The sequence below is a fragment of the Pectobacterium cacticida genome, assembly GCF_036885195.1.
Lineage (GTDB): Bacteria > Pseudomonadota > Gammaproteobacteria > Enterobacterales > Enterobacteriaceae > Pectobacterium > Pectobacterium cacticida.
Window position 1 is genome coordinate 3,894,663 of the sequence record NZ_CP133656.1, and the last position, 22,164, is coordinate 3,916,826.

A 22,164-nucleotide genomic window follows, 5' to 3' on the forward strand; every position below is an offset into this window, starting at 1 on the left:
GTTACTCGCTACAGTCCCGTGACAAAAGCAGAGAGCCCTAGCGGGATGCCAACGCTGTCGGCTACCACGTTCGGCCAGTTTCTTCTTTCACTCAGCAATCCAGTTGAAATAGGCGCGCTCCGCCATCTGACGGAGCGCAAACGCGTAAAACCTATAATGCTTCGCCGTTAGAGGCGATGACCCGCTGATACCAGTAGAAGGATTTCTTTGGCGAACGATTGAGCGTCCCCGTGCCGTCGTCGTGTTTATCTACGTAAATGAAGCCGTAGCGTTTCGCCATTTCCCCTGTGGTAAACGACACCAGATCGATACAGCCCCACGGGGTATAGCCCATTAAATCTACGCCGTCGATGGTCACCGCTTTCTTCATTTCCTGGATATGGGCACGGAGATAATCAATGCGGTAATCATCCTGAATGTTGCCACTGGCGTCCGGCACATCCCGTGCTCCCAGGCCATTCTCCACAATAAATAACGGCACTTCATAGCGTTCGTAGAGTGTTACCAGCGCATAGCGCAGCCCGATAGGGTCAATCTGCCAGCCCCAGTCGCTGGCTTGCAAATAAGGATTTTTCACCGAATGTTGCGAACTGCCATCCATGCTTTCCGCAGTGTTGGTGTGCGCCGTGTCCGCTTTCACCACGTTGGTCATGTAGTAGCTGAACCCCAGGTAGTCGGCTTTACCTTCTTGCAATATCCGCTCGTCCTCCGGTTCCATATGGATATGATACCCCTTCGCTGCCCATTCCCGCCGGGCATAAGAAGGATAATGGCCGCGAATATGTACATCGGAGAAATAGAAACGGTCGTGCATGGATTCCGCCGCCAGCATGACATCGGCAGGATTGCAGGAATAAGGGTAGTAGGGCACAAAGGAACACATACAGCCTACTTTTAATGCAGGATTTATCTCGTGAGCCTTTTTCACCACCAGCGCGCTGGCGACGAATTGGTGATGCGCCGCCTGATACATCGCCTCTTCCGGTTTCTCCTTCTCCGGGAATTTCACGCCGGAATTCATCCAGCCGAAAATTTCGGCGTCAACGTTCTTCTGGTTATTGATTTCATTGAACGTCATCCAGTATTTCACTTTGTATTTATAGCGCTCAATGACCGTCAGCGAGAACTTGACGAAAAAGTCGATAGTCTTGCGGTTCATCCAACCGTCATATTCTTTCGCCAGATGATACGGCATTTCAAAATGGCTGAGGGTCAGCACCGGCTCGATGTTGTATTTCAGCAGTTCATCGATCAGATCGTCGTAGAATTTCAACCCCTCTTCATTCGGTTCGCTTTCATCCCCCAACGGGAAGATCCGCGTCCAGTTGATGCTGGTACGGAAGCATTTGAAGCCCATTTCCGCGAACAGTTTGATGTCTTCTCGATAGCGACGATAAAAATCGATAGCGTCATGGTTCGGATAGGACACCCCATCGATCACCCCGTCGGTGATGCGGCGCTGCACGCCGTGCGCCCCGGCGGTCAGCACGTCCGCCACACTCACCCCTTTTCCTCCCTGATTCCATCCCCCTTCCAACTGATGAGCCGCAACTGCACCGCCCCAAAGGAAATTATCCGGAAACTGACCACTCATATTTTCTCCACCTGTATTTCAATAAATTAATTAATCATAGCGCGTGGTTGTCAGGCTTGGGGTCGTCAAAACCTACCACCCATACCAGCGCAATCGTTACCACAATCGTTACACCGCACCCCACCAGCTCGCCAATAAACGACATCGGCGCTTGCGGGCTGATGGCGTTCACCAGCGTGAACAAACCAGGTAGCGCGGCGAAGGCGTAATACAGCGAGCCAAAAAAACTCGCAACCACTGCACCGATCGCCCCGCCGATGCAGCCACACACGAACGGCTTTTTAAAACGCAGTGTCACACCATAAATCGCAGGCTCCGTGATACCGAAAATCGCCGTCGCACCTGCCGACAGCGCGGTCGCTTTCAGTTTCGTGTTACGGCTTTTCAAAAAACAGCCAAACACCGCGGCCATCTGCGCCACGACCGCCATCGTCTGGTAAGCCTGAAAGGAATCGAAGCCGTTGGTGGCGTAGTTAGCCATCACTACTGGCGTGATGCCCCAGTGGACGCCGAAGATCACCAGCACCTGCCATAGCCCGCCAATCACAGCCGCCGCCAGCGCTGGCGCGGCATCGAACAACGCGTTATAGCTGCCAGCGACCGCCATCGCCACCGCGTTGGTCACTGGCCCGATGACGATCAGCGTCAACGGCACGATAATCAGGAAACAAATCAGAGGGGTAAACAACGCGCTAACGACCTGCGGCACCCAGTTCTCCACCCGCCGTTCCACCAGGGACAGCACCCATACCAGAAACAGCGGCGGTAGTACCGTTGAGGTATATACGGTTTCCGCCAGCGGTAACCCTAAGAAGCGAATGCTTTCGCCCGCCGCGATTTTGCCGGCGAGCGCCGCCCACTCTGGGTTAATCAACGCACAGCAGCACAGTACTGCAATGTACGTGTTGCATTTGAAATGGCGAGCCGCGGTAATGGCGATAAATACGGGCAGGAAACTGAACGGCGTCCAGGACATAAAATTCAGCACGCTATAGGTGCCGGTTTCCTTGAACGCGGGTGCGAGCAGCGTGAGCACGATCAGCAGCCCTTGCAGAATACCGGCCGCCGCCAGAATATAGACAAATGGCGCGAACACCGCTGACATGGTAGCGATCACCGCGTCCAGCCAACGCGTTTTCTGCGTGTCATTCGACAAGTTGCCGCTATTGATCAGCGACGACATGGCGTTGAACACCTCCGATACATGCGTACCAATGACCACCTGGAACTGGCCGCTACTCTCCACCACCGCAATAACACCCGGCATTTTCTGGATATTGGCCTTGGCCTCACTCGGCGTTTGGTTCAATACCAACCGCAACCGGGTGGCGCAGCGCGAAAAATTGGTGATGTTCTGTTCTCCGCCCACTTCTCGCAGGATGTCTCCCGCCAGCTTCGTGTAATCTCTGATTTCGGCCATCTTTCCACCTCTATCTACGCGTTATTTTTATTGTCAGCGTCAATCTGTAACCGGTTGCAGAATGCCGTCAGACAACTTTTATCTGCAACCGGTTTCATATAGATGTGTGTAGTGATTCACAAAATCGGGATGATGCGGCGGGCGTCGTGAGAAGAATCAGAGGAGTGCAATACGCTATGCCTAAAACAAAAAAACCGGTTGGCGTGATAGCGCAAACCGGTTTTTTATCAGACGAACCACGGGGTTCGTCCATTTTCGATGCAAACTTAGCCGCGTTTGGCGTCGGCAGCGGCCTTCACGATAACGGCAAAGGCGTCGGCTTTCAGTGAGGCGCCGCCAACCAGTGCGCCGTCGATGTCCGGCTGGGTGAACAACTCTGCGGCATTCGTCGCGTTAACCGAACCGCCGTACTGGATGATCACTTGCTCAGCAACCGCCGCATCCTGTTTAGCGATGTGATCGCGGATGAATTTGTGAACGGCCTGCGCCTGTGCTGGGGTGGCGGACTTACCTGTACCGATAGCCCAAATAGGTTCGTAGGCGATGACAGCGTTTTCAAACGCTTTCGCGCCGAGCGTATTCAGCACGGCGTCCAATTGGCGAGCACAGACGGCTTCCGTCTGACCTGCTTCGTTTTCGGCTTCGCTTTCACCAATACACAACACCGGAATCAGGCCAGCGTCTTTCAGCACGCCAAATTTCTTCGCAATGAATTCGTCACTTTCTTTGTGGTAAGTGCGGCGCTCAGAGTGGCCGATGATGATGTATTTCGCGCCGATATCTTTCAGCATTTCGGCAGACGTTTCCCCCGTGAATGCGCCAGAAAGGTTTACGTCAACGTTCTGCGCGCCCAGCGCAATACGGCTACCTGCCAGCTGGCGATGAGCCTGATCGAGGTAAATTGTCGGGGGGGCGATCGCTACACCACAGCCGTCAACGGCGCTGAGTTCGTTACGCAGACCCGCAATCAGTTCGTTAACCATGTGAGTGCTGCCGTTCAACTTCCAGTTACCCATAACTAATGGATGTCGCATCTTTTTTCCTCCAGACGGAATCGCGAATAAATCACTCGGTTTATTTGAAAATAAATTTTAAACAAGGCGTTAGTGAATTCCCGTACCCTTTTCACCGCCGCCTGTCAAAATAACTTGCCCACAGTATAGAGACGAAATATGACCGTGGCTCTGTTTTTCGTTATGAATTACCGCCCCGATCACGGTTCAGATAGCGTGAGCTTAATCGGTTCAACAGCAAAAGTTAGCCCCTTTTCCCCATTATCTGCAACCACAAAGCGCAAGGCGCCCTCTGATTGCTGATAGAAACGCTGCCCCTTGCCTTTTTCCAGCAGTTCAGCCACTTTCTTCACGCTTTGCGCTTCCGTCAGTGAAGGCGCAAACGCACGCGCCAATGCCGCCATGTAGTTAACGGCCTGTTGACGGCTTGCTGCCGTTTCCTGTTCGTTCTGCGACTGCGGTAGCCAGGTAATTTGCAGCGTCTTGATTTTCCCGGTGCCCTTTTCCAACGCCGTTGAGGCATAGAGAGAATCGTTAATCCGGCTGGCGGCGCGGGTCAACGCATCGGCGATATTGCCGCTGTCGACAATCCGAAACTCACCAATGGGCAACGTCGGGTTGCTCAAATTATAACGGGAACGAAATTGCGAAATGGTTTGATCGAAGGTGGGGGCGCCGGCCAGCAGATACGGCGCATTGGCTGACGTATCAGGCGGGAACGTCGGATCGGCTCCTGCACTGGCCTGGTACAGCGCGAGCGAGGAGAGAAAAAGTAAAGCGATGCATTTTCGTGTCATAGGGATTCGGGTCAGCCACATAAGAAAACAGCCAGGCCAATAACGGCGGAATACCTTCGATTAAAGCGGTATTTATAGGCTATTGTCAAAAATCGTGGTGACATTAGTGACGATAACATGTCGCGCCCTACGGCTCGTTGGCGCGGCAGTTCAGGACATTATCGTTAATGACAATGCAGCGGTGGCGTTTTCAACACAGACCGATATTGGCCGCCGTTTACCAATAGTTTTCGGCTGTCATATGGCCAGGCCTGCGGCGCAGATGTTTGGCCATTTTCCGTTCTTCCTTCAGCAATAGCTGGGTGTCACGCACCATTTGCGGGTTGCCACACAGCATGACATGGCTGGTCGCGACATCCATGGGTAGACCGACCGCAGCTTCCAGCGCACCGTTGCTGATAAGCTGCGGAATACGGCCGGTTAGCGAACCTGCGGCTTCTTCCCGGCTGACAACCGTTTGAATACGTAGCTTACCCTGATAGCGCTGCTGTAATTGCTGCATCAAAGGAAGATAGCTCAGATCGCGGGAGAACCGCGCAGCATGTACCAGCACGATGTTGCTGAAGCGATCCAGATCTTTACCTTCCTGAAGGATAGACAAATAAGGCCCAATGCCCGTACCTGTCGCCAGCATCCACAGGGTTTCACAATCAGGAATCTCTTCCAACACGAAGAAACCGGCAGCTTCTTTAACGACCAGGACTTCCGAGCCAGGTTGTAGCGCATGCAGATGGGGGCTGAGTTTACCCTCTGGCACGGTTACCAGATAGAACTCAAGCGTAGGTTCGCTGGGCGCATTCACATAGGAATAGGCACGCTGCACTTTTTCACCGTCAATCTCCAGCGCCAGCTTGCCATACTGTCCGGCAGTGAATGTATCGGTGGGAGCATGAACTCGAATGCTAAACAGATTTTCTGTCCAGTTCTCCACGTGAACCACCTTGCCAGTCACCCATTCAGCCATAATTTTCTGCTCCTATTACTTGCGTTTGACGCCGATTTTTATGCCGCTAGGATACGCCATTTATTAACAACTGTGAAACAACCAGTTGGTCGAACGGCGGCCTGCTACAGGAGGAACTCGTGCAATTTGCGATCTTTACGATCCAGATAGTGCGTCGAGCGAATCCGGCGGATCGTGCGTGATTTACCGCGAATCAGCAGCGTTTCCGTGGTGGCGATGTTGCCCTTGCGCACGATCCCGTCCAGCAGATCGCCTTTAGTAATTCCGGTCGCAGAGAACACCACATTGTCATTACGCGCCATATCATCGAGTTTAAGCACGACACCGGCATCGATCCCCATTTGTCGGCAACGGATCAGTTCTTCTTCACCGATACGGCGATTCTCAGCACTATCGCCTTTAACCTGATGACGAGCCAGTAAGCGCCCCTGCATGTCGCCATCCAGCGCGCGGATAACGGCGGCCGAAATCACGCCTTCTGGCGCCCCACCAATACCATATAGCACGTCAACTTCGCTGTCCGGCATACAAGTGAGAATGGAAGCGGCGACATCGCCGTCAGGAATGGCAAACACTTTTACGCCTAACCGCTGCATCTCCGCAATGCAGGCCTCATGGCGCGGTTTAGCCAGCGTAGTGACAGTGAGCTCGCTAAGCGACTTACCCAGTTTCTGCGCAATATTGGACAGGTTGTCCGCCAGCGGAAGGTTGAGATCAATCACTCCTTTAGCCTCTGGCCCAACGATCAGCTTTTCCATATACATATCCGGCGCGTGCAGAAACGCGCCTTCTTCGCCGACGGCCAGTACGGCCAGCGCATTCGCCTGCCCCATTGCCGTCATCCGCGTGCCTTCAATCGGGTCAACAGCAATGTCCACAGTTTCGCCCTGCCCCGCGCCCACTCGCTCGCCAATGAACAGCATGGGCGCGTCGTCAATTTCCCCTTCGCCAATGACAATCTGCCCGTCGATATTGACCTGATTCAACACAATCCGCATCGCCTGTACGGCGGCATTATCGGCGGCGTTCTTGTCGCCGCGGCCCAGCCATTTATAGCCGGCCAGCGCCGCAGCCTCGGTCACGCGCGAGAATTCGATGGCTAATTCACGTTTCATAAATACCTGTCTGTTATCGATCGGGAGGGAATGATATGGCGTGGAATAGTATCACAACGAGCGAGGAACGCGGTTGGGCGGAAGGAGAAAACGGGCGCGATAAACGCGCCCAAAATGAAGGATCAGGTGTCGTGCTCTTCCCAGTTACGGGCGCGGGCAACCGCTTTCTGCCAGCCGCGATAACGCACGTTGCGCTCCACCGTCTCGATGCTGGGGTGGAATTCACGCTCGATCCTGGCCTTACTTTTCACTTCATCCAGATTGTCCCAAAAGCCCGTCGCCAGACCAGCCAGAAATGCGGCGCCCAGCGCGGTGGATTCACGGACTTCCGGGCGTTCCACACGTGTCCCGAGAATATCGGACTGGAATTGCATCAGGAAGTTGTTGGCTACGGCGCCGCCGTCAACACGCAGCGCCTTCAGACGCGTATTCGCATCGGCCTGCATGGCATCCAGCACATCACGCGTCTGGAAGGCGATGGATTCCAGCGTCGCACGAATGATGTGGTTGGCATTTACGCCGCGGGTCAAGCCAAAGATAGCGCCACGCGCATAGGGATCCCAATAAGGGGCGCCCAATCCGGTAAAGGCGGGGACAACATAGACGCCATTTGAATCCTTCACTTTCGTCGCGAAGTATTCGGAATCCATGGAATCGCCGATGATTTTCAATTCGTCACGCAGCCATTGGATAGACGCGCCGCCAACAAACACCGAACCTTCCAGCGCGTAATTCACTTCGCCGCGCGGGCCGCAGGCTATGGTCGTCAGCAAACCGTGTTTCGACAGCACGGCGTCGTTACCCGTATTCATTAATAAGAAGCAGCCGGTGCCATAGGTGTTTTTCGCCATGCCGGGGTTGACGCAAAGCTGACCATACAGCGCCGCCTGTTGGTCACCCGCGATACCGGCGATCGGAATACGGGTGCCGCCTTTACCACCGATGTTAGTCTGACCGTAGACTTCGGAAGAGGCGCGCACATCCGGCAGCATCTCCCGTGGAATATCCAGCACGTCCAGCATGCGGGTATCCCATTCCAGCGTATGAATGTTAAACAGCATGGTGCGAGACGCATTGGTATAATCCGTGACGTGAACACGCCCTTGCGTCATTTTCCAGATCAGCCAGGTATCGATAGTGCCAAACAGCAGTTCACCGCGTTTAGCGCGCTCACGCGCACCCTCCACATGATCCAGAATCCATTTCACCTTAGTGCCGGAGAAATAGGGATCGACGACCAACCCGGTGGTATTACGCACGTACTCTTCCAGACCGTCTTTCTTCAGCTTCTCACAGATTTCCGCCGTACGGCGACACTGCCAGACGATGGCGTTATAAATTGGCTTACCGCTCTTTTTTTCCCATACGACGGTGGTTTCACGCTGGTTGGTGATACCAATGCCCGCGACCTCATCTGAATTGATGTCGGCCTTAGCCAGCACCTCAACCAGCGTCGAGCTTTGGGTGGCCCATATTTCCATTGGGTCATGCTCCACCCAGCCCGCCTTGGGATAGATCTGGGTGAATTCACGCTGTGAAATGCTAACGATGTTGGCATCGTGATCCAATACGATAGCACGAGAGCTGGTGGTGCCTTGATCAAGCGCGACAATGTATTTTTTATCCGGAGTCATAAATCCCATCCTGAAATAATTAACCGTGAAAGAGGAGGGTCGTGGCGTTAAGTTTAACGGCTTTCACGACGCGTGTTAGCTTCTGCCTCGGACTCGCATACATCGCAGGGCAGATGACGACCAATCAATGCGCGATAGCCGAAAGCGCCCAGGCAGGCGCCAATGATGGGGCCGAAAATAGGCACCAGAAAATAAGGGATCTCCCGCGCGCCAGTGAAGGCGATGCTGCCCCAACCCGCCAGAGAGGCGAAGAGTTTAGGGCCAAAATCACGCGCCGGGTTAAGCGCGAATCCCGTCAACGGCCCCATGGACGCGCCAATCACGGCAATTAGAATACCGATGAGCAGCGGCGCAAGCGGCCCGCGCGGAATACCATTACCGTCATCGGTCAGCGCCAGAATCAGACACATGAGAATAGCGGTGATTACCGTCTCCACCAGCAGCGCCTGTATAACGGAAATATGCGGATTCGGATACGTTGAGAAAATACTCGCTAAATTCAGGCTCTCCGTACTGCCACGCACCACGTTATTGGCCTGTTCAAAATCCACAAACAGATTGTAATACAGACCGTACACCAGCGCGGCGGTACAAAAAGCCCCGGCAATTTGCGCCAGAATATAAGGCACAACTTTACGCCTCTCGAAGCAGGCAAACAGCCAGAGGGCAATTGTGACGGCCGGGTTGAGATGAGCACCAGAAATCGCGGCGGTCAGGTAGATGGCCAGCGCAACGCCCAGTCCCCAAATGATACTGATTTCCCATTGTCCGAAGCTGGCGCCTGCCAGTTTCAACGCGGCGACACAGCCAGCGCCGAAGAAGATCAAGAGGCCCGTGCCAAGAAATTCGGCGATACACTGACCTTTTAACGTTGAACGTTCTGTTTGGCTCATAATTTTTTCCTGCTGGGTAAGGAACAGAGTGGGTGTTATTAAGGATACCGTCTGGTTGCATCCTCTGATTTAAATGTATTTATGATGTGAATTTATCGTTAATGCGCGGAAACGAGAAATATCGAAATACAAATGTGTGTTGTTCGTCAAAAAAATGCGCGAATTCGCTTATAAAATGACTGGAAATCGTTTTTCCCTCGCGATTGAAGGTAACAACCGGGTTAAATTTATTAACACGATCGGTATCATGAAGACGCGAATGGGGGCTGTTTTTCGCTTTTCCTGACGGTTTTTCGGTTTGTATTGATAGTGTTAAGTAAGAAAAGCTGCCACACTCGTCTGATGGGGGATGTACGCTAGACAGGGAACCATTGGCTACATACAATTTCGCTATGGTCTGTCTTGCCAACCGTCCCGCTGTCAGGATTTTATTACGGGCGGGTGGCGTAGGGTGTTGGTTACAGTGTCTGAAAGCCAGCGTTAACCGATCTTTGCCTTGTTGCGATTAAAAGGGGTTTGCAGAATGTCATTTGAAGTGTTTGAAAAGCTGGAAGCAAAAGTTCAGCAGGCGATTGATACTATCACGCTGTTGCAAATGGAAATTGAAGAGCTGAAAGAGCAGAACAACACGCTGTCGCAGGATGCTCAGGCGGCAGCGGCCGCACGTGAAGCGCTGGTGCGCGAGAACGAACAGCTAAAAGAAGAACAAGTCGTATGGCAAGAGCGCCTGCGCGCGCTGCTAGGTAAAATGGAAGAAGTTCAATAAACGGTTTGCACGTCACGACCGACGACTTCGCAGGGGAGTTTCAGGAATGAGACTCCCCTGCGCGGCGCACCGGGTCAGAAGCCTGACGGATAACATGGGTTAGGCGCTAACACTTCTCCTGTTTATCCTCCGCTTCCTGATTTCCCTCAGCCGACTTCGCCGTCTGGTTTACCGTCGCTCCGCTACCTTCGGCATTGACGGCATTCGCATGCAGGCGGCCTTCCTCAATAAAATCCTCGTCGATGCTTTCAATATTATCCTGATTATCCCGTCCAGATAGGATGTTCCAACAGGCGATGAACAGCGCCGCAATCAGCGGGCCGATGACAAAACCGTTGATCCCGTAGATTTCCATCCCGCCCAGCGTTGCGATCAAAATCAGGTAATCCGGCATTTTGGTATCTTTTCCTACCAAGAGCGGGCGCAGAATATTATCGACCAGCCCCACAACCAACACGAAGAAGGCGACGATGAAAATAGCCTGCCAGATCATATTCGTGGCAAACAGATAGGCGGCGGCTGGCACCCAGATTATCGCCGATCCTACCGCCGGGATGAGCGACAGAAAGGCCATTAAAGCGCCCCACAACAGGCTGCCTTCTATTCCGGCGATGGAAAATGCAATACCGCCTAGCGTCCCCTGAACCAGCGCGACAACCACGGTGCCCTTTACCGTCGCCCGCGACACTGCGGCAAACTTAACCAGCAGGTGGTGCTTCACATGGGTAGAAAGCGGTAGTGATTCCAGAATCAGGTTCACCAGATAGGAACCTTCTTTCAGAAGGAAGAAAAGCAGATAAAGCATCACCCCGAAACCGATAAAAAAGGTGAATGTCCCTTTACCAATTAACAGCACGCTCCCGGCCAGATATTGCCCGCCTCTCAGCGCAACCTGAGAAAGCGCCTGCTGAATTTTGGCCGCGTTATCTAAACCGTGCTCGGCCAGAAAATGCCGCGCCCACCCTGGCAGATGCTGAAGCATATCGGCCACTACGACGGGAAATTGCGTGTTGTTATCTTGTAATCGGGTATACACCCCGTTGATTTCAACCACCAGCGAGGAAACAATTCCCCCTAAAGGAATGAAGACGATAAGGAAGATAATTGCGACAGTCAGTAACGAAGCAACACCGTTGCGATCGTTCAACTTTTGCCGAATTTTGCTTTTCAGCGGATGGAAGATAATCGCCAGCACGGCCGCCCATAAAATGGCGGAATAATACGGCGACAAGATGCCAAAGAATGCCAGCGTAACGGCTAACAAGATAAGGATAAAGAATCCCTTCGTAAGCGCTTTACTATTCACAACGATTTCCCCTTCGTTTAATCAGCCCTAGAAATATAGAACGAAGAGGGGTATTTGCAATAACGCAAAAAGCGCGGATCGCTGAATAAAGTGAAGAAATGACGCTCTGTTGACGGTAGACGGGGAATACGCGACGGAAAGCGGCACATAAATAGCGCCTGCCGCCGCGCCATCTGCGGTTATCAGCCAGCTAAGCGCTGCTGAGTGGCTTGCACCAGTGAGTCAGTGGTGATATCCGCAATCGATTTAGCCCCGGTGAGCGTCATCGCCACGCGCATTTCTTTTTCGATCAGATCCAGCAGGTTAACCACGCCTGCCTCACCCGCGGCCGCCAGTGCATAGACAAATGCCCGCCCGAGCAACACACTATCTGCGCCTAGCGCAAGCATCCGTACCACATCCAGGCCGGTGCGTATGCCGGAATCGACCAAAATGGTGATATCGCCCTTCACCGCCTCAGCGATAGCGGGCAGCGCATGCGCTGTCGACAGTACACCATCCAACTGGCGACCACCGTGGTTGGAAACGACAATGCCGTCTGCGCCAAACCTAACCGCGTCTTTGGCGTCTTCCGGGTCGAGGATACCTTTAATAATCATCGACCCTTTCCACATCTCACGGATCCACGCCAGATCCTGCCAGGAAATAGAAGCATCAAAATTTTCCGCCAGCCAGCCGATGTAATTCTCCAGCGTTGTTGGCTTACCACGATAGGCGGACACGTTGCCTAAGTCGTGCGGCTTACCATTCAGGCCGACATCCCATGCCCACTGTGGATGCACCATCGCCTGCAAAATACGGCGTACCGACGCATAAGGGCCGCTCATACCGGAATGAGCATCGCGATAGCGTGCCCCCGGCGTCGGCATATCCACGGTAAACACCAGCGTCTTAACCCCAGCCGCCTGTGCGCGTTCTAACACGTTGCGCATAAAGCCACGATCTTTTAATACATAGAGTTGGAACCACATCGGGCGGTCGATAGCCGGCGCGACTTCCTCTATCGGGCAAACCGACACCGTAGACAGCGTAAAGGGGATCCCCTTCCGCGCCGCGGCACGGGCAGCCTGCACCTCGCCGCGCCGGGCATACATCCCGGTCAGACCAACAGGCGCCAGCGCCACCGGCATCGCCAGTTTCTCACCAAACAGTGTCGTTTCCAGACTGAGGTCAGACATATTTTTCAGAATACGCTGGCGCAACGCGATATCGGCCAGATCGGCGGTATTGCGCCGGAGGGTGTGCTCGTTGTACGCCCCGCCGTCAATATAGTGGAAAAGAAATGGCGGCAGCTTACGCTGCGCCGCCGCCCGGTAGTCCGTTGAAGCTGAGATGATCATTGTCCTTTTCCATCCTTCTATTTGTATGTGCGACTGACGGTCGAACGAATGACCGCCAAATCGCATTGCCTTTTAGTCAAACTGCCTTTAGTGAAATTGAAGATACGCCACATGTGTTTGCAGATATTCCTGCAAACCGTGTTTGCCATCGGCGCCGCCCACGCCAGATTTACGCCACCCGGCATGGAAGCCCTGCATCGCCTCGAAGTTCTCACGGTTGATGTAGGTTTCACCGAACTTCAATCCTTTTAGCGCCTTCATCGCGGTATTAATATTTTGCGTATAGATCGACGATGTCAGGCCATAGTCGCTGTCATTCGCCATCGCGATCGCTTCATCCAGCGTGTCGAACGTCGCGACGGGCAGCACTGGCCCAAACACTTCCTCGTGCATAATCGGCATGTCTTGCCTGACGTTCACCAGCAGCGTGGGCGGATAGAAATACCCCGTACCGCTGGTACGCTGACCGCCAAGCAGTACTTTGGCCCCCTGCGCGACCGCCTTCGCCACTTTATCTTCGACACGCTGGCGCGCCGCTGCGCTAATCAGCGGCCCCATATCCAGTGCATCGTCTTCCGCCGTGTTACCAAAAGTTACCTGCTCCATCGCGGCTTTGATCCGGGTGATAAAGTCGTCGTAAATCCCTTTTTGTACATAGACGCGCTCGGCACAGTTACAGACTTGCCCGCTATTGATCACGCGGGAACTGACAATCGCTTTGACCGCCAGATCGAGATCGGCGTCGTCCATCACAATAGCCGGAGCCTTGCCGCCCAGTTCGAGTGACACTTTGGTAATATTCTGCGCCGCTGCCGTCATGGTAGCGATCCCCGCCGCCACACTACCGGTCAGGCTGACCATACCAACTTTCGGGTTAGCCGCCAGCTCCTGCCCAACCGTCGGGCCGTAACCGGTAACAATGTTGATCACGCCTTTCGGCAGGCCAATACGGTGGATGATTTCGGCGAAAATCACCGCATTATTGGGCGTAATCTCGCTTGGCTTAATCACGATGGTATTACCGGTGATCAGCGCCGGAGCCGCTTTACGCGCAATCAAAAAGAAGGGGAAGTTCCACGGCAAAATACCGGTCGTAACGCCAATGGCTTTACGGAAGACGAAAATATTTTCATTCGGGCGGTCACTTTGAATGATTTCGCCTTCATAACGACGCGCCCATTCCGCCATATAGTCGAGGTAGTCTGCGGTGAAAAGCACCTCCGTGCGTGCTAAACCATACGTCTTACCACCTTCCGCAATAATAGTGTCAGTCAGTTCGGCTTCCCGCGCGCGAATACCATCAGCTATCTTGTGCAGCCAGATGCCTCGCTCAACGGCTGGCAGCGCCTCCCAACCTGGCTGCGCTGCTTCCGCCGCATCAATTGCACGCTTTGCATCGTCAGTGGAACCTTCTGGGATTTGCGAAATAACCTGTTCCGTCGCCGGGTTAATGACATCGATCCACTTTCCGCTTCTGTTTTCAACAAATTCACCGTTGATGTACATCTTTTTCTGTAGGGTGTTCATGGCAGGCGTCTCCATAGATAAACGAATTGTTAAAAAAACACGTCTTTTTTGTGAATTTTACCATGCTGTGCGATCTGCGCCGCATTTACCTTTTCATGATTGCCAATTCAGTCTAGCAAATGGCAAAAAAATCATACTGAGGACATTGGATGTAACAGTTTTGCAAAATATTGCTGAACAGTGGGAAGATGCAATCGGTATGGGGTATTGAAAAAGCGTAGGATGCTGGGGGAAGGCACGATAGACAAGGCCGGGGGGCCACGACAGGTGAATCCATTATCCTGATACGAGGATCGCCACTGGAAACAAATCGGCCTGCAACATTGCGCAGGCCGTAAAGGAGATAAATATTATTATGCTATTGATAATAGTCGTTTAATTAGCATTCCCTGGTGTTAGCTAATCATCACGTTTACTCAAGCGCTGGCTTATTTTCTTGCTTTACGCTCTTAATGTTGTCAAGTGATTGTATGTTTTTTCAGCCCAGATAAAAGCTATACTAAGGTATAGTTATTACTATCGATATAGGTTCCTATAGATATGCTTACAGTGATAGGTATATACTTTTTCCATTACAGGACGTTGAATTTTTAGGCTGAGGTTATGAGATGTCGCAATTATTTTCCAACAATGAAACTATAAGCAGGATAATAAAAAATAGATTTGATACTGAATTAAGCCGCTACGGCGACATAAAATACTCCTATATGGTATTAAACAAAAAGAAGCCCACAGAGATACTTATCATCTCTAATCATCATGACAAGTGGCGAGAAATATACCGTGCCAATAACTATCAGCACATTGATCCTGTTGTCATTGCCGCGCTCAATAAAATAACCCCGTTCCCTTGGAATGAAGATTTACTGATCAGCTCAAAACTGAAAATGTCAAAGATATTCAGTTTATCGAGAGAACATAACATTACCAATGGTTATACCTTTGTTCTCCATGATCACACTAATAATTTAGTGATGTTATCTATTATGATAGATGAGTCTAATGTAATTAATATCGACGAAGTTATAGAAAGTAATAAAGACAAATTACAAATGATGCTAATGAATATTCATGCTGAAACCATCTCTCTGCATAGAGAGATGGTAAAGAACAAAGAAGACGAAAGATCGAACAATAAAGATATATTTTCTCAACGGGAAAACGAAATCCTCTACTGGGCCAGCATGGGAAAAACTTATCAAGAAATAGGGCTAATCTTAGGAATTAAAACAGGTACTGTTAAATTCCATATTGGTAATGTTGTAAAGAAACTTGGAGTGTTAAACGCCAAACATGCAATTAGGCTTGGCATTGAATTACAACTTATAAGACCGATTTAATCACAGGTTCGAAAGATAGTGGCCACTTTCGCAAGTTACTTTCTACAAATTCTTGTTTATGATTTATACGATGGATTAGTGTATCCTGGCTTTCTTTGTCGACAGGTAGATGCAATAGATAAATTTTTTCTTGTTTTTCTGACAGTCCCTGCTCGGCAATAGAAATTTTCCAGCCAGAACGTTTCAATATGGTAAACATGGGATGACTGACAATCGTGTAAACGCCATCATAACCTTTACTTCTTGAATAATTGACCGTCGCTAGAAAAAACATCATACTTATGGGATAAGAATTTCCTAGAATAGTTTTAGATCGTGCTTTATCAACAAAAAAACGACTTGACTCAATATAATTTCCCTCAGGGATATCAATTCTATTAAAATAGGAAAAAAACGTACCTGTAATCATATTAGGGAATCTTGTTTCGATTAATCGAGAGCTACAGATCACCTTGTTATCTTCGACACCAAAAAGATAGGTTGCGTTCTCATTATCATACTGATCAAACTCCATCCCGTTAGTACACTGTACTGCCCAATCAAGTCTATCTTTAAACGTCTCTTTCCTTAGGGTAAATAGCTCTTGTGATTTTTTTTCTGACAATTGAGCGTAACTTACATCGAATATTTCTAACATTTTTCCTCCATTAAAAATCTTTATCAAGACATCACAAAAACAGATACATCATCCACTACATCTTTTCGCCCTTGAGTAACACTATCAGCGTATTGTTGTTGTATTCTGTCGCTTTCTACGACCGTTGTACAGATGCAAACTACACTGTCAGCAAGAGTTCATATGCCAGGGAATATCGCAGGTAAATCATTCCCGATGGGTTACGTGACATATAAAAAATCCGGAAGCGCGAACGGTTCCGGATGACTTTATTACTTGGTTGGGTATTATTTCTCTGCTTTATCCTGTAGCTGACCAACCTGCGGTAAACCCGTGCTGGCGGAGGAAGACAGTAAACCCGTTTCAACATAGCTAAACAGTTTTTCGCGCGTGTCGGTGATATCCAGATTGCGCATGGTCAATTGACCAATACGGTCATCTGGCGAGAAGACAGAATCGCCTTTCTCCATGGTCAGACGCTCCGGTTTGTAGGTCAGATTGTCAGACACGGTATTCATGATCGAATAATCATTGCCACGCCGTAATTCTAATGTCACCTCACCGGTGATAGCACTGGCGATCCAGCGCTGTGACGCATCACGTAGCATCAGCGCCTGGGAATCAAACCAGCGTCCCTGATACAGGAAACGACCCAATTGGCGACCATTCGCATGGTATTGCTCAATGGTATCCTCATTGTGGATACCCGTTACCAGGCGCTCATAGGCAATATGCAGCAATGCCATACCCGGCGCCTCATAAATGCCACGACTTTTCGCTTCGATAATACGGTTTTCGATCTGATCGCTCATACCCAGCCCGTGACGGCCGCCAATGCGATTCGCTTCCAGCATTAGCTCGACATCATCGGTAAAGGTCTTGCCATTCAGCGCAACCGGGTAGCCGCGCTCAAAACGGATGGTCACCTCTTCGGCAGGAACGCTAACGTTTTCGTCCCAAAACTTCACCCCCATAATAGGGTTAACGATTTTGATGCTGGAATTCAGAAATTCCAAATCCTTCGCTTCATGCGTCGCGCCCAAAATATTGGAATCAGTAGAATAGGCTTTCTCGGCAGACATTTTATAACCGAACCCGGCCTGCGCCATGAATTCGGACATTTCCTGACGGCCGCCCAATTCATCAATAAAATCGGTATCCAGCCACGGCTTGTAAATCTTTAATTCAGCATTGGTCAGCAGGCCGTAGCGATAGAAACGCTCAATATCGTTGCCTTTGTAAGTACTCCCATCGCCCCAGATGTTCACACCATCTTCTTTCATCGCTGCAACCAGCATCGTCCCGGTAACCGCGCGGCCTAGCGGCGTGGTGTTGAAATAGGTCACGCCCGCCGTGGTATTGTGAAAGGCGCCGCACTGGATCGCCGCGATACCTTCAGCCACGAGTTGCTTACGGCAATCAATCAGGCGAGCGTTCTCCGCGCCATATTCCATAGCCCGACGCGGGATTTCTTCGTAGTCATCTTCATCTGGCTGACCCAGATTCGCGGTATAAGCATAAGGTACCGCGCCCTTTTGACGCATCCAAAGCAGCGCGGCGCTGGTATCCAGCCCCCCGGAAAATGCAATACCAATACGTTGACCAACCGGAAGGTGCTTGAGAATCGTTGTCATAAATGTAATCCCTGCTCGAAAGATCTATGGATAGGAGCGTCGTCGCTCACACCATTATGTTACGCCATATATTAATGAACGTCCGTGACCCGTGCATCTCTCATGGCAAGCGTACCGATCAGTGACCACTCATCAACACGCTCATAATGAATATTTATGCAAAATAAATGAGTGATAATTTAAACATCTTTTTAGCGGTACAGGAAGAGAAGAGACAGGCTTTCGTGTAAAAAAATGCATAGCTGGTTCACAGCCAAGCCGACGATTATAGCGCTATCTTCTTCTTAAGCTAAACAGTAAACATCGTTTACGCGACCCGCTCGACATTAATAAAACATCGTTTCATTTTTATGTTATTTCTTTGCTATTGTTCTACCGTTAATGTTTTTCCTTGCCTATCGTTGGAGATGCTATGTCTAAGAAAGTCGCCGTTCTGCTGGCTCCCGGATTTGAAGAAGCAGAAGCGATTATGGTGATTGATGTACTGCACCGTATGAAGATAGAAGTCACCATGTTGTCCTGCCATGACAGACTGGAACTGAGTAGTTATCACCATATTCGACTGTTTGCCGATGCTCTTCTGGAAAGAAATCAAAACACATTATTTGATGCCGTGGTCATCCCCGGCGGCCCACAGGGCACGGTAAATCTGGCCGCAAACCCGATGGTTGTCGAGTTTATCCGCCGCCATGACGAGGCGGGGAAACTCATCTGTCCACTGTGCTCCGCCGCCGCCCGCGTTCTGGGGGGAAACAAACTGCTAAAAGGCCGCCGTTATGTCTGCTCCGGCGATTTATGGCAGGACGTAACCGATGGTGTTTATGTCAATGAGAAGGTCGTAGAAGATGGCAATTTGATCAGCGGTAAAGGGCTGGGCGTGTCATTCGATTTTGCCTTTACCATTGCCACTCGTTTGACTGGCGATAAAGAGAATGCCAATTTCCAGGTTGAGCACATCGACTACGATTACTGGCGCGTGCCGACATAACCACGGACCAGCGCCAACATGGTAACAACCGCAATGGCTAGCGCGTCTGCCCACGCCTGTCTGGGTGGGTGGCCAACCGTCCTATTCGCGCATTTCACCGCTCGTTAGTGAGATTGCTATCAGCACGCTACGCAGCGAATCCATCAACTCACCCAGCGCCGCGTATCGATTTTCTGCAACGCCATCGAAAGCAGCAAGCTGGTCGCCAGCGCGATGGCAAAAATAAAAAATAGGCTTAGAACCGGATGATCTGGCGGCATCACCTCATGCGTACGCAGAAAGTGGACGATCGGCGCATGGAACCCATAGATCGCCAGAGAATGACGTGAAATGGCGGCAAAACCGGGCAAAACCCGCTGGCTAAAGTAATGTTTGAACACCAACAAGAGGCTGACCGCCGCCAGAAACACCAATGGCCCGCTGTAAAGGTAAAACGTCTGGGTAAACGCATCATTCAATAATGTTTGCCGCTTCGTCCCTAGTGCGATCAGTGCGACACAGACGAAAAAGAAGGGGGTGGCGCCATAGGCGACTTTCTTCGGTATAACCAGCTGACCTAACGCTCGCCCCAGTACGGCATAAAGTATGTAGTAAAATGTATCGCCATAAATATAGAGATTCACCGGTAATAACGTCACTCCCCCGAATTCCACCTGCCCCATATTCGGATTGGCGATAACACCCAGCAAGACGATCAAAATCGCAACATATTTGCCCGATACCGGCTTGATGGTCATCAGGGGAGAGAGCAGGTAAATCACCATAAGCGCGTAGAAAAACCACAAATGATAAAAGATCGGCTTTTGCAGCGCGTCGCGCAGTGCATTCAGGCCGTTAATCGGCGTGAGCGTCGCAATATAGATCAGCGCAACCACACTGTAAAAAAACACACAGGCACCAATACGCAAAAAATGTTTCTTCCGCGCACGGCGTTCACCAAAGAATAAATAACCAGAGATCATAAAAAACAGCGGCACACAGGCGCGCGATGCCGCGTTCAGAATATTCGCTACCTCCCAGGCTACATCGCCCGGCACACCGCCCGCCGTAATCGTGTAAGTTGTACTGTGAATCAGGACAACCATTATGCAGGCCAACGCCCGTAGGTTATCAATCCAACCAATCTTCTCCGCCATGCACAACCTCTTCTCACCAGAAAAATTCGCATCCCTTTTACGGCGATGAAATAATACTGTTACTTTCTCAGATCGTTAACATACAGGTATTTCAGGTGGAAAAGGTGCATGTAGACGCGAATGCCGCCCTAGAGGGCGCAACACAATTTCCGGTTTACCATCCTGACTCGCTACATCAGTCACAGCCTGACTGGCTGGCGGAAGAGGTGCCTGTCGCGCTAGTCTATAACGGCATATCGCATGTGGTCATGATGGCCTCACCGAAAGAACTGGAATACTTTGCGCTTGGGTTTTCTTTGTCGGAAGGCATTATTCAATCACCGGCCGATATCTACGGGATTGATGTTCTGCCCGTCTGCAACGGCATCGAAGTGCAAATTGAACTTTCGAGCCGACGTTTTGCCGGGTTAAAAGCGCAACGTCGGGCGATGGATGGCCGCACGGGCTGCGGAGTATGTGGCGTGGAACAGCTCGCGGAAATTGGCAAACCGATAACGCCCCTCCCTTTTACGCAAACCTTCTCCCTCGGCAAACTGGCAAACGCGCTGACGCGCTTGCGTGATGTGCAGCAGATAGGGCAGATAACCGGCTGCACGCACGCTGCGGCCTGGATCACACCCGACGGCGGCTTATCAGGCGGAAGCGAGGATGTTGGCCGCCACGTCGCGCTAGATAAATTGCTTGGCGCACGGGCAAAACAGGGATGGCAACAAGGTGCCGCACTGGTGTCCAGCCGTGCTAGCTATGAAATGGTGCAAAAATCGGCCATGTGCGGCGTGGAAATCCTCTTTGCCGTGTCAGCCGCCACATCGCTCGCCATAGAAGTCGCCCAACGCTGCAACCTGACGCTGGTCGGTTTTTGCCGACCAGGACAGGCGACAATCTACACACATCCGCAACGGTTGTATCAATGAGCACGACCGTAATTCGTCGCGGCGGTTTCTCCGAGAGTGTATAGATTAATTTGTTTCTACGACGTGCGCTTATGGCATAAGCGTTTGTTATCATATGGTGAAGCTTTATGATTATCGGCATCCGCCCGAGAATAATCATTTTCAATATCATTTAATTAACTATAATGAACGTATTGCTTAGACGGCACTCATAAGAACAGTGCCTTAACATTTTTTTTACCATGGAGATGCAAAACATGAGTTACTCACTGCCATCGCTGCCATATGCTTATGACGCACTGGAACCGCATTTCGACAAAGAAACGATGGAAATCCATCATTCAAAACACCATCAAGCGTATGTCAACAATGCCAATGCCGCGCTGGAATCTCTGCCTGAGCTGGCAAAATTGTCTGTTGAAGAGCTGATCGCTCAATTGGATAAAGTCCCTGCCGAGAAAAGAACCGCGCTGCGTAACAACGCGGGTGGCCACGCTAACCACAGCCTGTTCTGGAAAGGCCTGAAATTAGGTACTACGCTGACGGGCGATCTGAAAGCCGCCATCGAGCGTGATTTTGGCAGCGTCGAAGCATTTAAAGAAAAATTCGAACAAGCGGCGGCAACCCGCTTTGGCTCTGGTTGGGCCTGGCTGGTACTGAAGGATGACGGCAAACTGGCTGTCGTCTCTACAGCAAACCAGGACAGCCCGCTGATGGGAGAAGCCATTTCCGGCGTTTCTGGCTATCCTATTATCGGTCTCGACGTGTGGGAGCACGCCTACTACCTGAAATATCAGAACCGCCGTCCAGATTATGCCAAAGCATTCTGGAATGTCGTTAACTGGGACGAAGCCGCGGCTCGCTTCGCTAGTGCGAAAAAATAAAACCGACGGTGGCTAATCCTTATTAGGCTCCGTTTGTAGTGATATCGAAACTGGAATAGTCTTGGGCTATTCCAGTTTTTTATTGCATTTTTTCTGTGAATTTCGCCTCTCTTTCCACTATCCATTTTCACCATTCAATTCTGTGCACTTTAGCCATATTTATTCACATTCCGGCAACTTCAATCGAAAACCATGGATCATTCATAAAGTTTCAGAGTCATGTGCCGATACCTACCGCGTCTTTTTATCATGTATTTAGCAAGGATAGGCTTGGCAAGCGGGGTAATCCGAGATGCTGACACCG

20 protein-coding genes are annotated in these 22,164 nt (G+C 51.0%); 6 read left to right on the top strand and 14 right to left on the bottom strand.

The features are described from left to right. Nucleotides 1-151 precede the first annotated feature (151 nt). The 8 genes from RFN81_RS17725 to RFN81_RS17760 form a co-directional block, all read right to left on the bottom strand. On the bottom strand, nt 152-1,594 hold the full coding sequence (locus tag RFN81_RS17725) for a 6-phospho-beta-glucosidase (protein ID WP_264497063.1): 1,443 nt from the start codon (nt 1,592-1,594) through the stop codon (nt 152-154). A 34-nt stretch (nt 1,595-1,628) separates the two neighbouring features. Then, a complete protein-coding gene (locus RFN81_RS17730) occupies nt 1,629-3,014 on the bottom strand; it encodes a PTS transporter subunit EIIC (protein ID WP_264497064.1) in 1,386 nt (461 codons plus the stop codon). A 266-nt stretch (nt 3,015-3,280) separates the two neighbouring features. Continuing rightward, nucleotides 3,281-4,048 carry a triose-phosphate isomerase gene (gene tpiA, locus RFN81_RS17735; protein ID WP_264497065.1) on the bottom strand — a complete coding sequence of 256 codons (768 nt, stop codon included), beginning with the start codon at nt 4,046-4,048 and terminating at the stop codon, nt 3,281-3,283. Nucleotides 4,049-4,227: 179 nt separating this feature from the next. Beyond that, nucleotides 4,228-4,824, bottom strand: a complete 597-nt coding sequence (locus tag RFN81_RS17740) for a YiiQ family protein (RefSeq protein WP_264497066.1) — start codon at nt 4,822-4,824, stop codon at nt 4,228-4,230. 217 nt (nt 4,825-5,041) lie between these two features. Further along, a complete protein-coding gene (gene fpr, locus RFN81_RS17745) occupies nt 5,042-5,788 on the bottom strand; it encodes a ferredoxin--NADP(+) reductase (RefSeq protein WP_264497067.1) in 747 nt (248 codons plus the stop codon). 104 nt (nt 5,789-5,892) lie between these two features. After that, complete coding sequence (gene glpX / locus RFN81_RS17750; RefSeq protein ID WP_264497068.1) at nt 5,893-6,903, bottom strand: class II fructose-bisphosphatase; 1,011 nt, start codon at nt 6,901-6,903, stop codon at nt 5,893-5,895. A gap of 122 nt (nt 6,904-7,025) precedes the next feature. Beyond that, nucleotides 7,026-8,537 carry a glycerol kinase GlpK gene (gene glpK / locus RFN81_RS17755; RefSeq protein ID WP_264497069.1) on the bottom strand — a complete coding sequence of 504 codons (1,512 nt, stop codon included), beginning with the start codon at nt 8,535-8,537 and terminating at the stop codon, nt 7,026-7,028. 53 nt (nt 8,538-8,590) lie between these two features. Then, nucleotides 8,591-9,430 carry an MIP/aquaporin family protein gene (locus RFN81_RS17760; protein WP_264497070.1) on the bottom strand — a complete coding sequence of 280 codons (840 nt, stop codon included), beginning with the start codon at nt 9,428-9,430 and terminating at the stop codon, nt 8,591-8,593. Nucleotides 9,431-9,953: 523 nt separating this feature from the next. Here RFN81_RS17760 and zapB point away from each other — a divergent pair. Then, nucleotides 9,954-10,196 carry a cell division protein ZapB gene (gene zapB / locus RFN81_RS17765; RefSeq protein ID WP_264497071.1) on the top strand — a complete coding sequence of 81 codons (243 nt, stop codon included), beginning with the start codon at nt 9,954-9,956 and terminating at the stop codon, nt 10,194-10,196. Nucleotides 10,197-10,302: 106 nt separating this feature from the next. Here zapB and RFN81_RS17770 read toward each other — a convergent pair whose 3' ends face one another. The 3 genes from RFN81_RS17770 to aldA form a co-directional block, all read right to left on the bottom strand. After that, complete coding sequence (locus RFN81_RS17770) at nt 10,303-11,502, bottom strand: AI-2E family transporter (RefSeq protein WP_264497072.1); 1,200 nt, start codon at nt 11,500-11,502, stop codon at nt 10,303-10,305. A 182-nt stretch (nt 11,503-11,684) separates the two neighbouring features. Continuing rightward, nucleotides 11,685-12,842, bottom strand: coding sequence for an FMN-dependent L-lactate dehydrogenase LldD (gene lldD, locus RFN81_RS17775; protein ID WP_264497073.1), 1,158 nt, complete (start codon nt 12,840-12,842; stop codon nt 11,685-11,687). Between the two features lie 87 nt (nt 12,843-12,929). Then, complete coding sequence (gene aldA / locus RFN81_RS17780) at nt 12,930-14,369, bottom strand: aldehyde dehydrogenase (RefSeq protein WP_264497074.1); 1,440 nt, start codon at nt 14,367-14,369, stop codon at nt 12,930-12,932. On the opposite strand from aldA, the gene RFN81_RS17785 reads away from it, so the two are divergent. Beyond that, a complete protein-coding gene (locus RFN81_RS17785; RefSeq protein WP_264497075.1) occupies nt 14,368-14,580 on the top strand; it encodes a hypothetical protein in 213 nt (70 codons plus the stop codon). The genes aldA and RFN81_RS17785 overlap by 2 nt on opposite strands. 397 nt (nt 14,581-14,977) lie before the next feature. Beyond that, on the top strand, nt 14,978-15,709 hold the full coding sequence (locus RFN81_RS17790) for a helix-turn-helix transcriptional regulator (protein WP_264497076.1): 732 nt from the start codon (nt 14,978-14,980) through the stop codon (nt 15,707-15,709). On the opposite strand, the gene RFN81_RS17795 is transcribed toward RFN81_RS17790, so the two are convergent. After that, complete coding sequence (locus tag RFN81_RS17795) at nt 15,693-16,346, bottom strand: acyl-homoserine-lactone synthase (protein WP_264497077.1); 654 nt, start codon at nt 16,344-16,346, stop codon at nt 15,693-15,695. The genes RFN81_RS17790 and RFN81_RS17795 overlap by 17 nt on opposite strands. 266 nt (nt 16,347-16,612) lie before the next feature. Continuing rightward, nucleotides 16,613-17,959, bottom strand: a complete 1,347-nt coding sequence (gene argG / locus RFN81_RS17800) for an argininosuccinate synthase (RefSeq protein ID WP_264497078.1) — start codon at nt 17,957-17,959, stop codon at nt 16,613-16,615. Nucleotides 17,960-18,371: 412 nt separating this feature from the next. Between argG and RFN81_RS17805 the strand changes: the two genes are divergently transcribed. Next, nucleotides 18,372-18,947 carry a DJ-1/PfpI family protein gene (locus RFN81_RS17805; protein ID WP_264497079.1) on the top strand — a complete coding sequence of 192 codons (576 nt, stop codon included), beginning with the start codon at nt 18,372-18,374 and terminating at the stop codon, nt 18,945-18,947. Between the two features lie 143 nt (nt 18,948-19,090). On the opposite strand, the gene RFN81_RS17810 is transcribed toward RFN81_RS17805, so the two are convergent. After that, nucleotides 19,091-20,083, bottom strand: a complete 993-nt coding sequence (locus tag RFN81_RS17810; RefSeq protein WP_264497080.1) for an acyltransferase — start codon at nt 20,081-20,083, stop codon at nt 19,091-19,093. A gap of 80 nt (nt 20,084-20,163) precedes the next feature. Here RFN81_RS17810 and fdhD point away from each other — a divergent pair, with 80 nt between their 5' ends. Then, nucleotides 20,164-20,997 carry a formate dehydrogenase accessory sulfurtransferase FdhD gene (gene fdhD / locus RFN81_RS17815; RefSeq protein WP_264499038.1) on the top strand — a complete coding sequence of 278 codons (834 nt, stop codon included), beginning with the start codon at nt 20,164-20,166 and terminating at the stop codon, nt 20,995-20,997. 236 nt (nt 20,998-21,233) lie between these two features. Continuing rightward, nucleotides 21,234-21,860: a superoxide dismutase [Mn] gene (sodA, locus tag RFN81_RS17820; protein WP_264497081.1), complete on the top strand. Its 627-nt coding sequence runs from the start codon at nt 21,234-21,236 to the stop codon at nt 21,858-21,860. Nucleotides 21,861-22,164 lie beyond the last annotated feature (304 nt).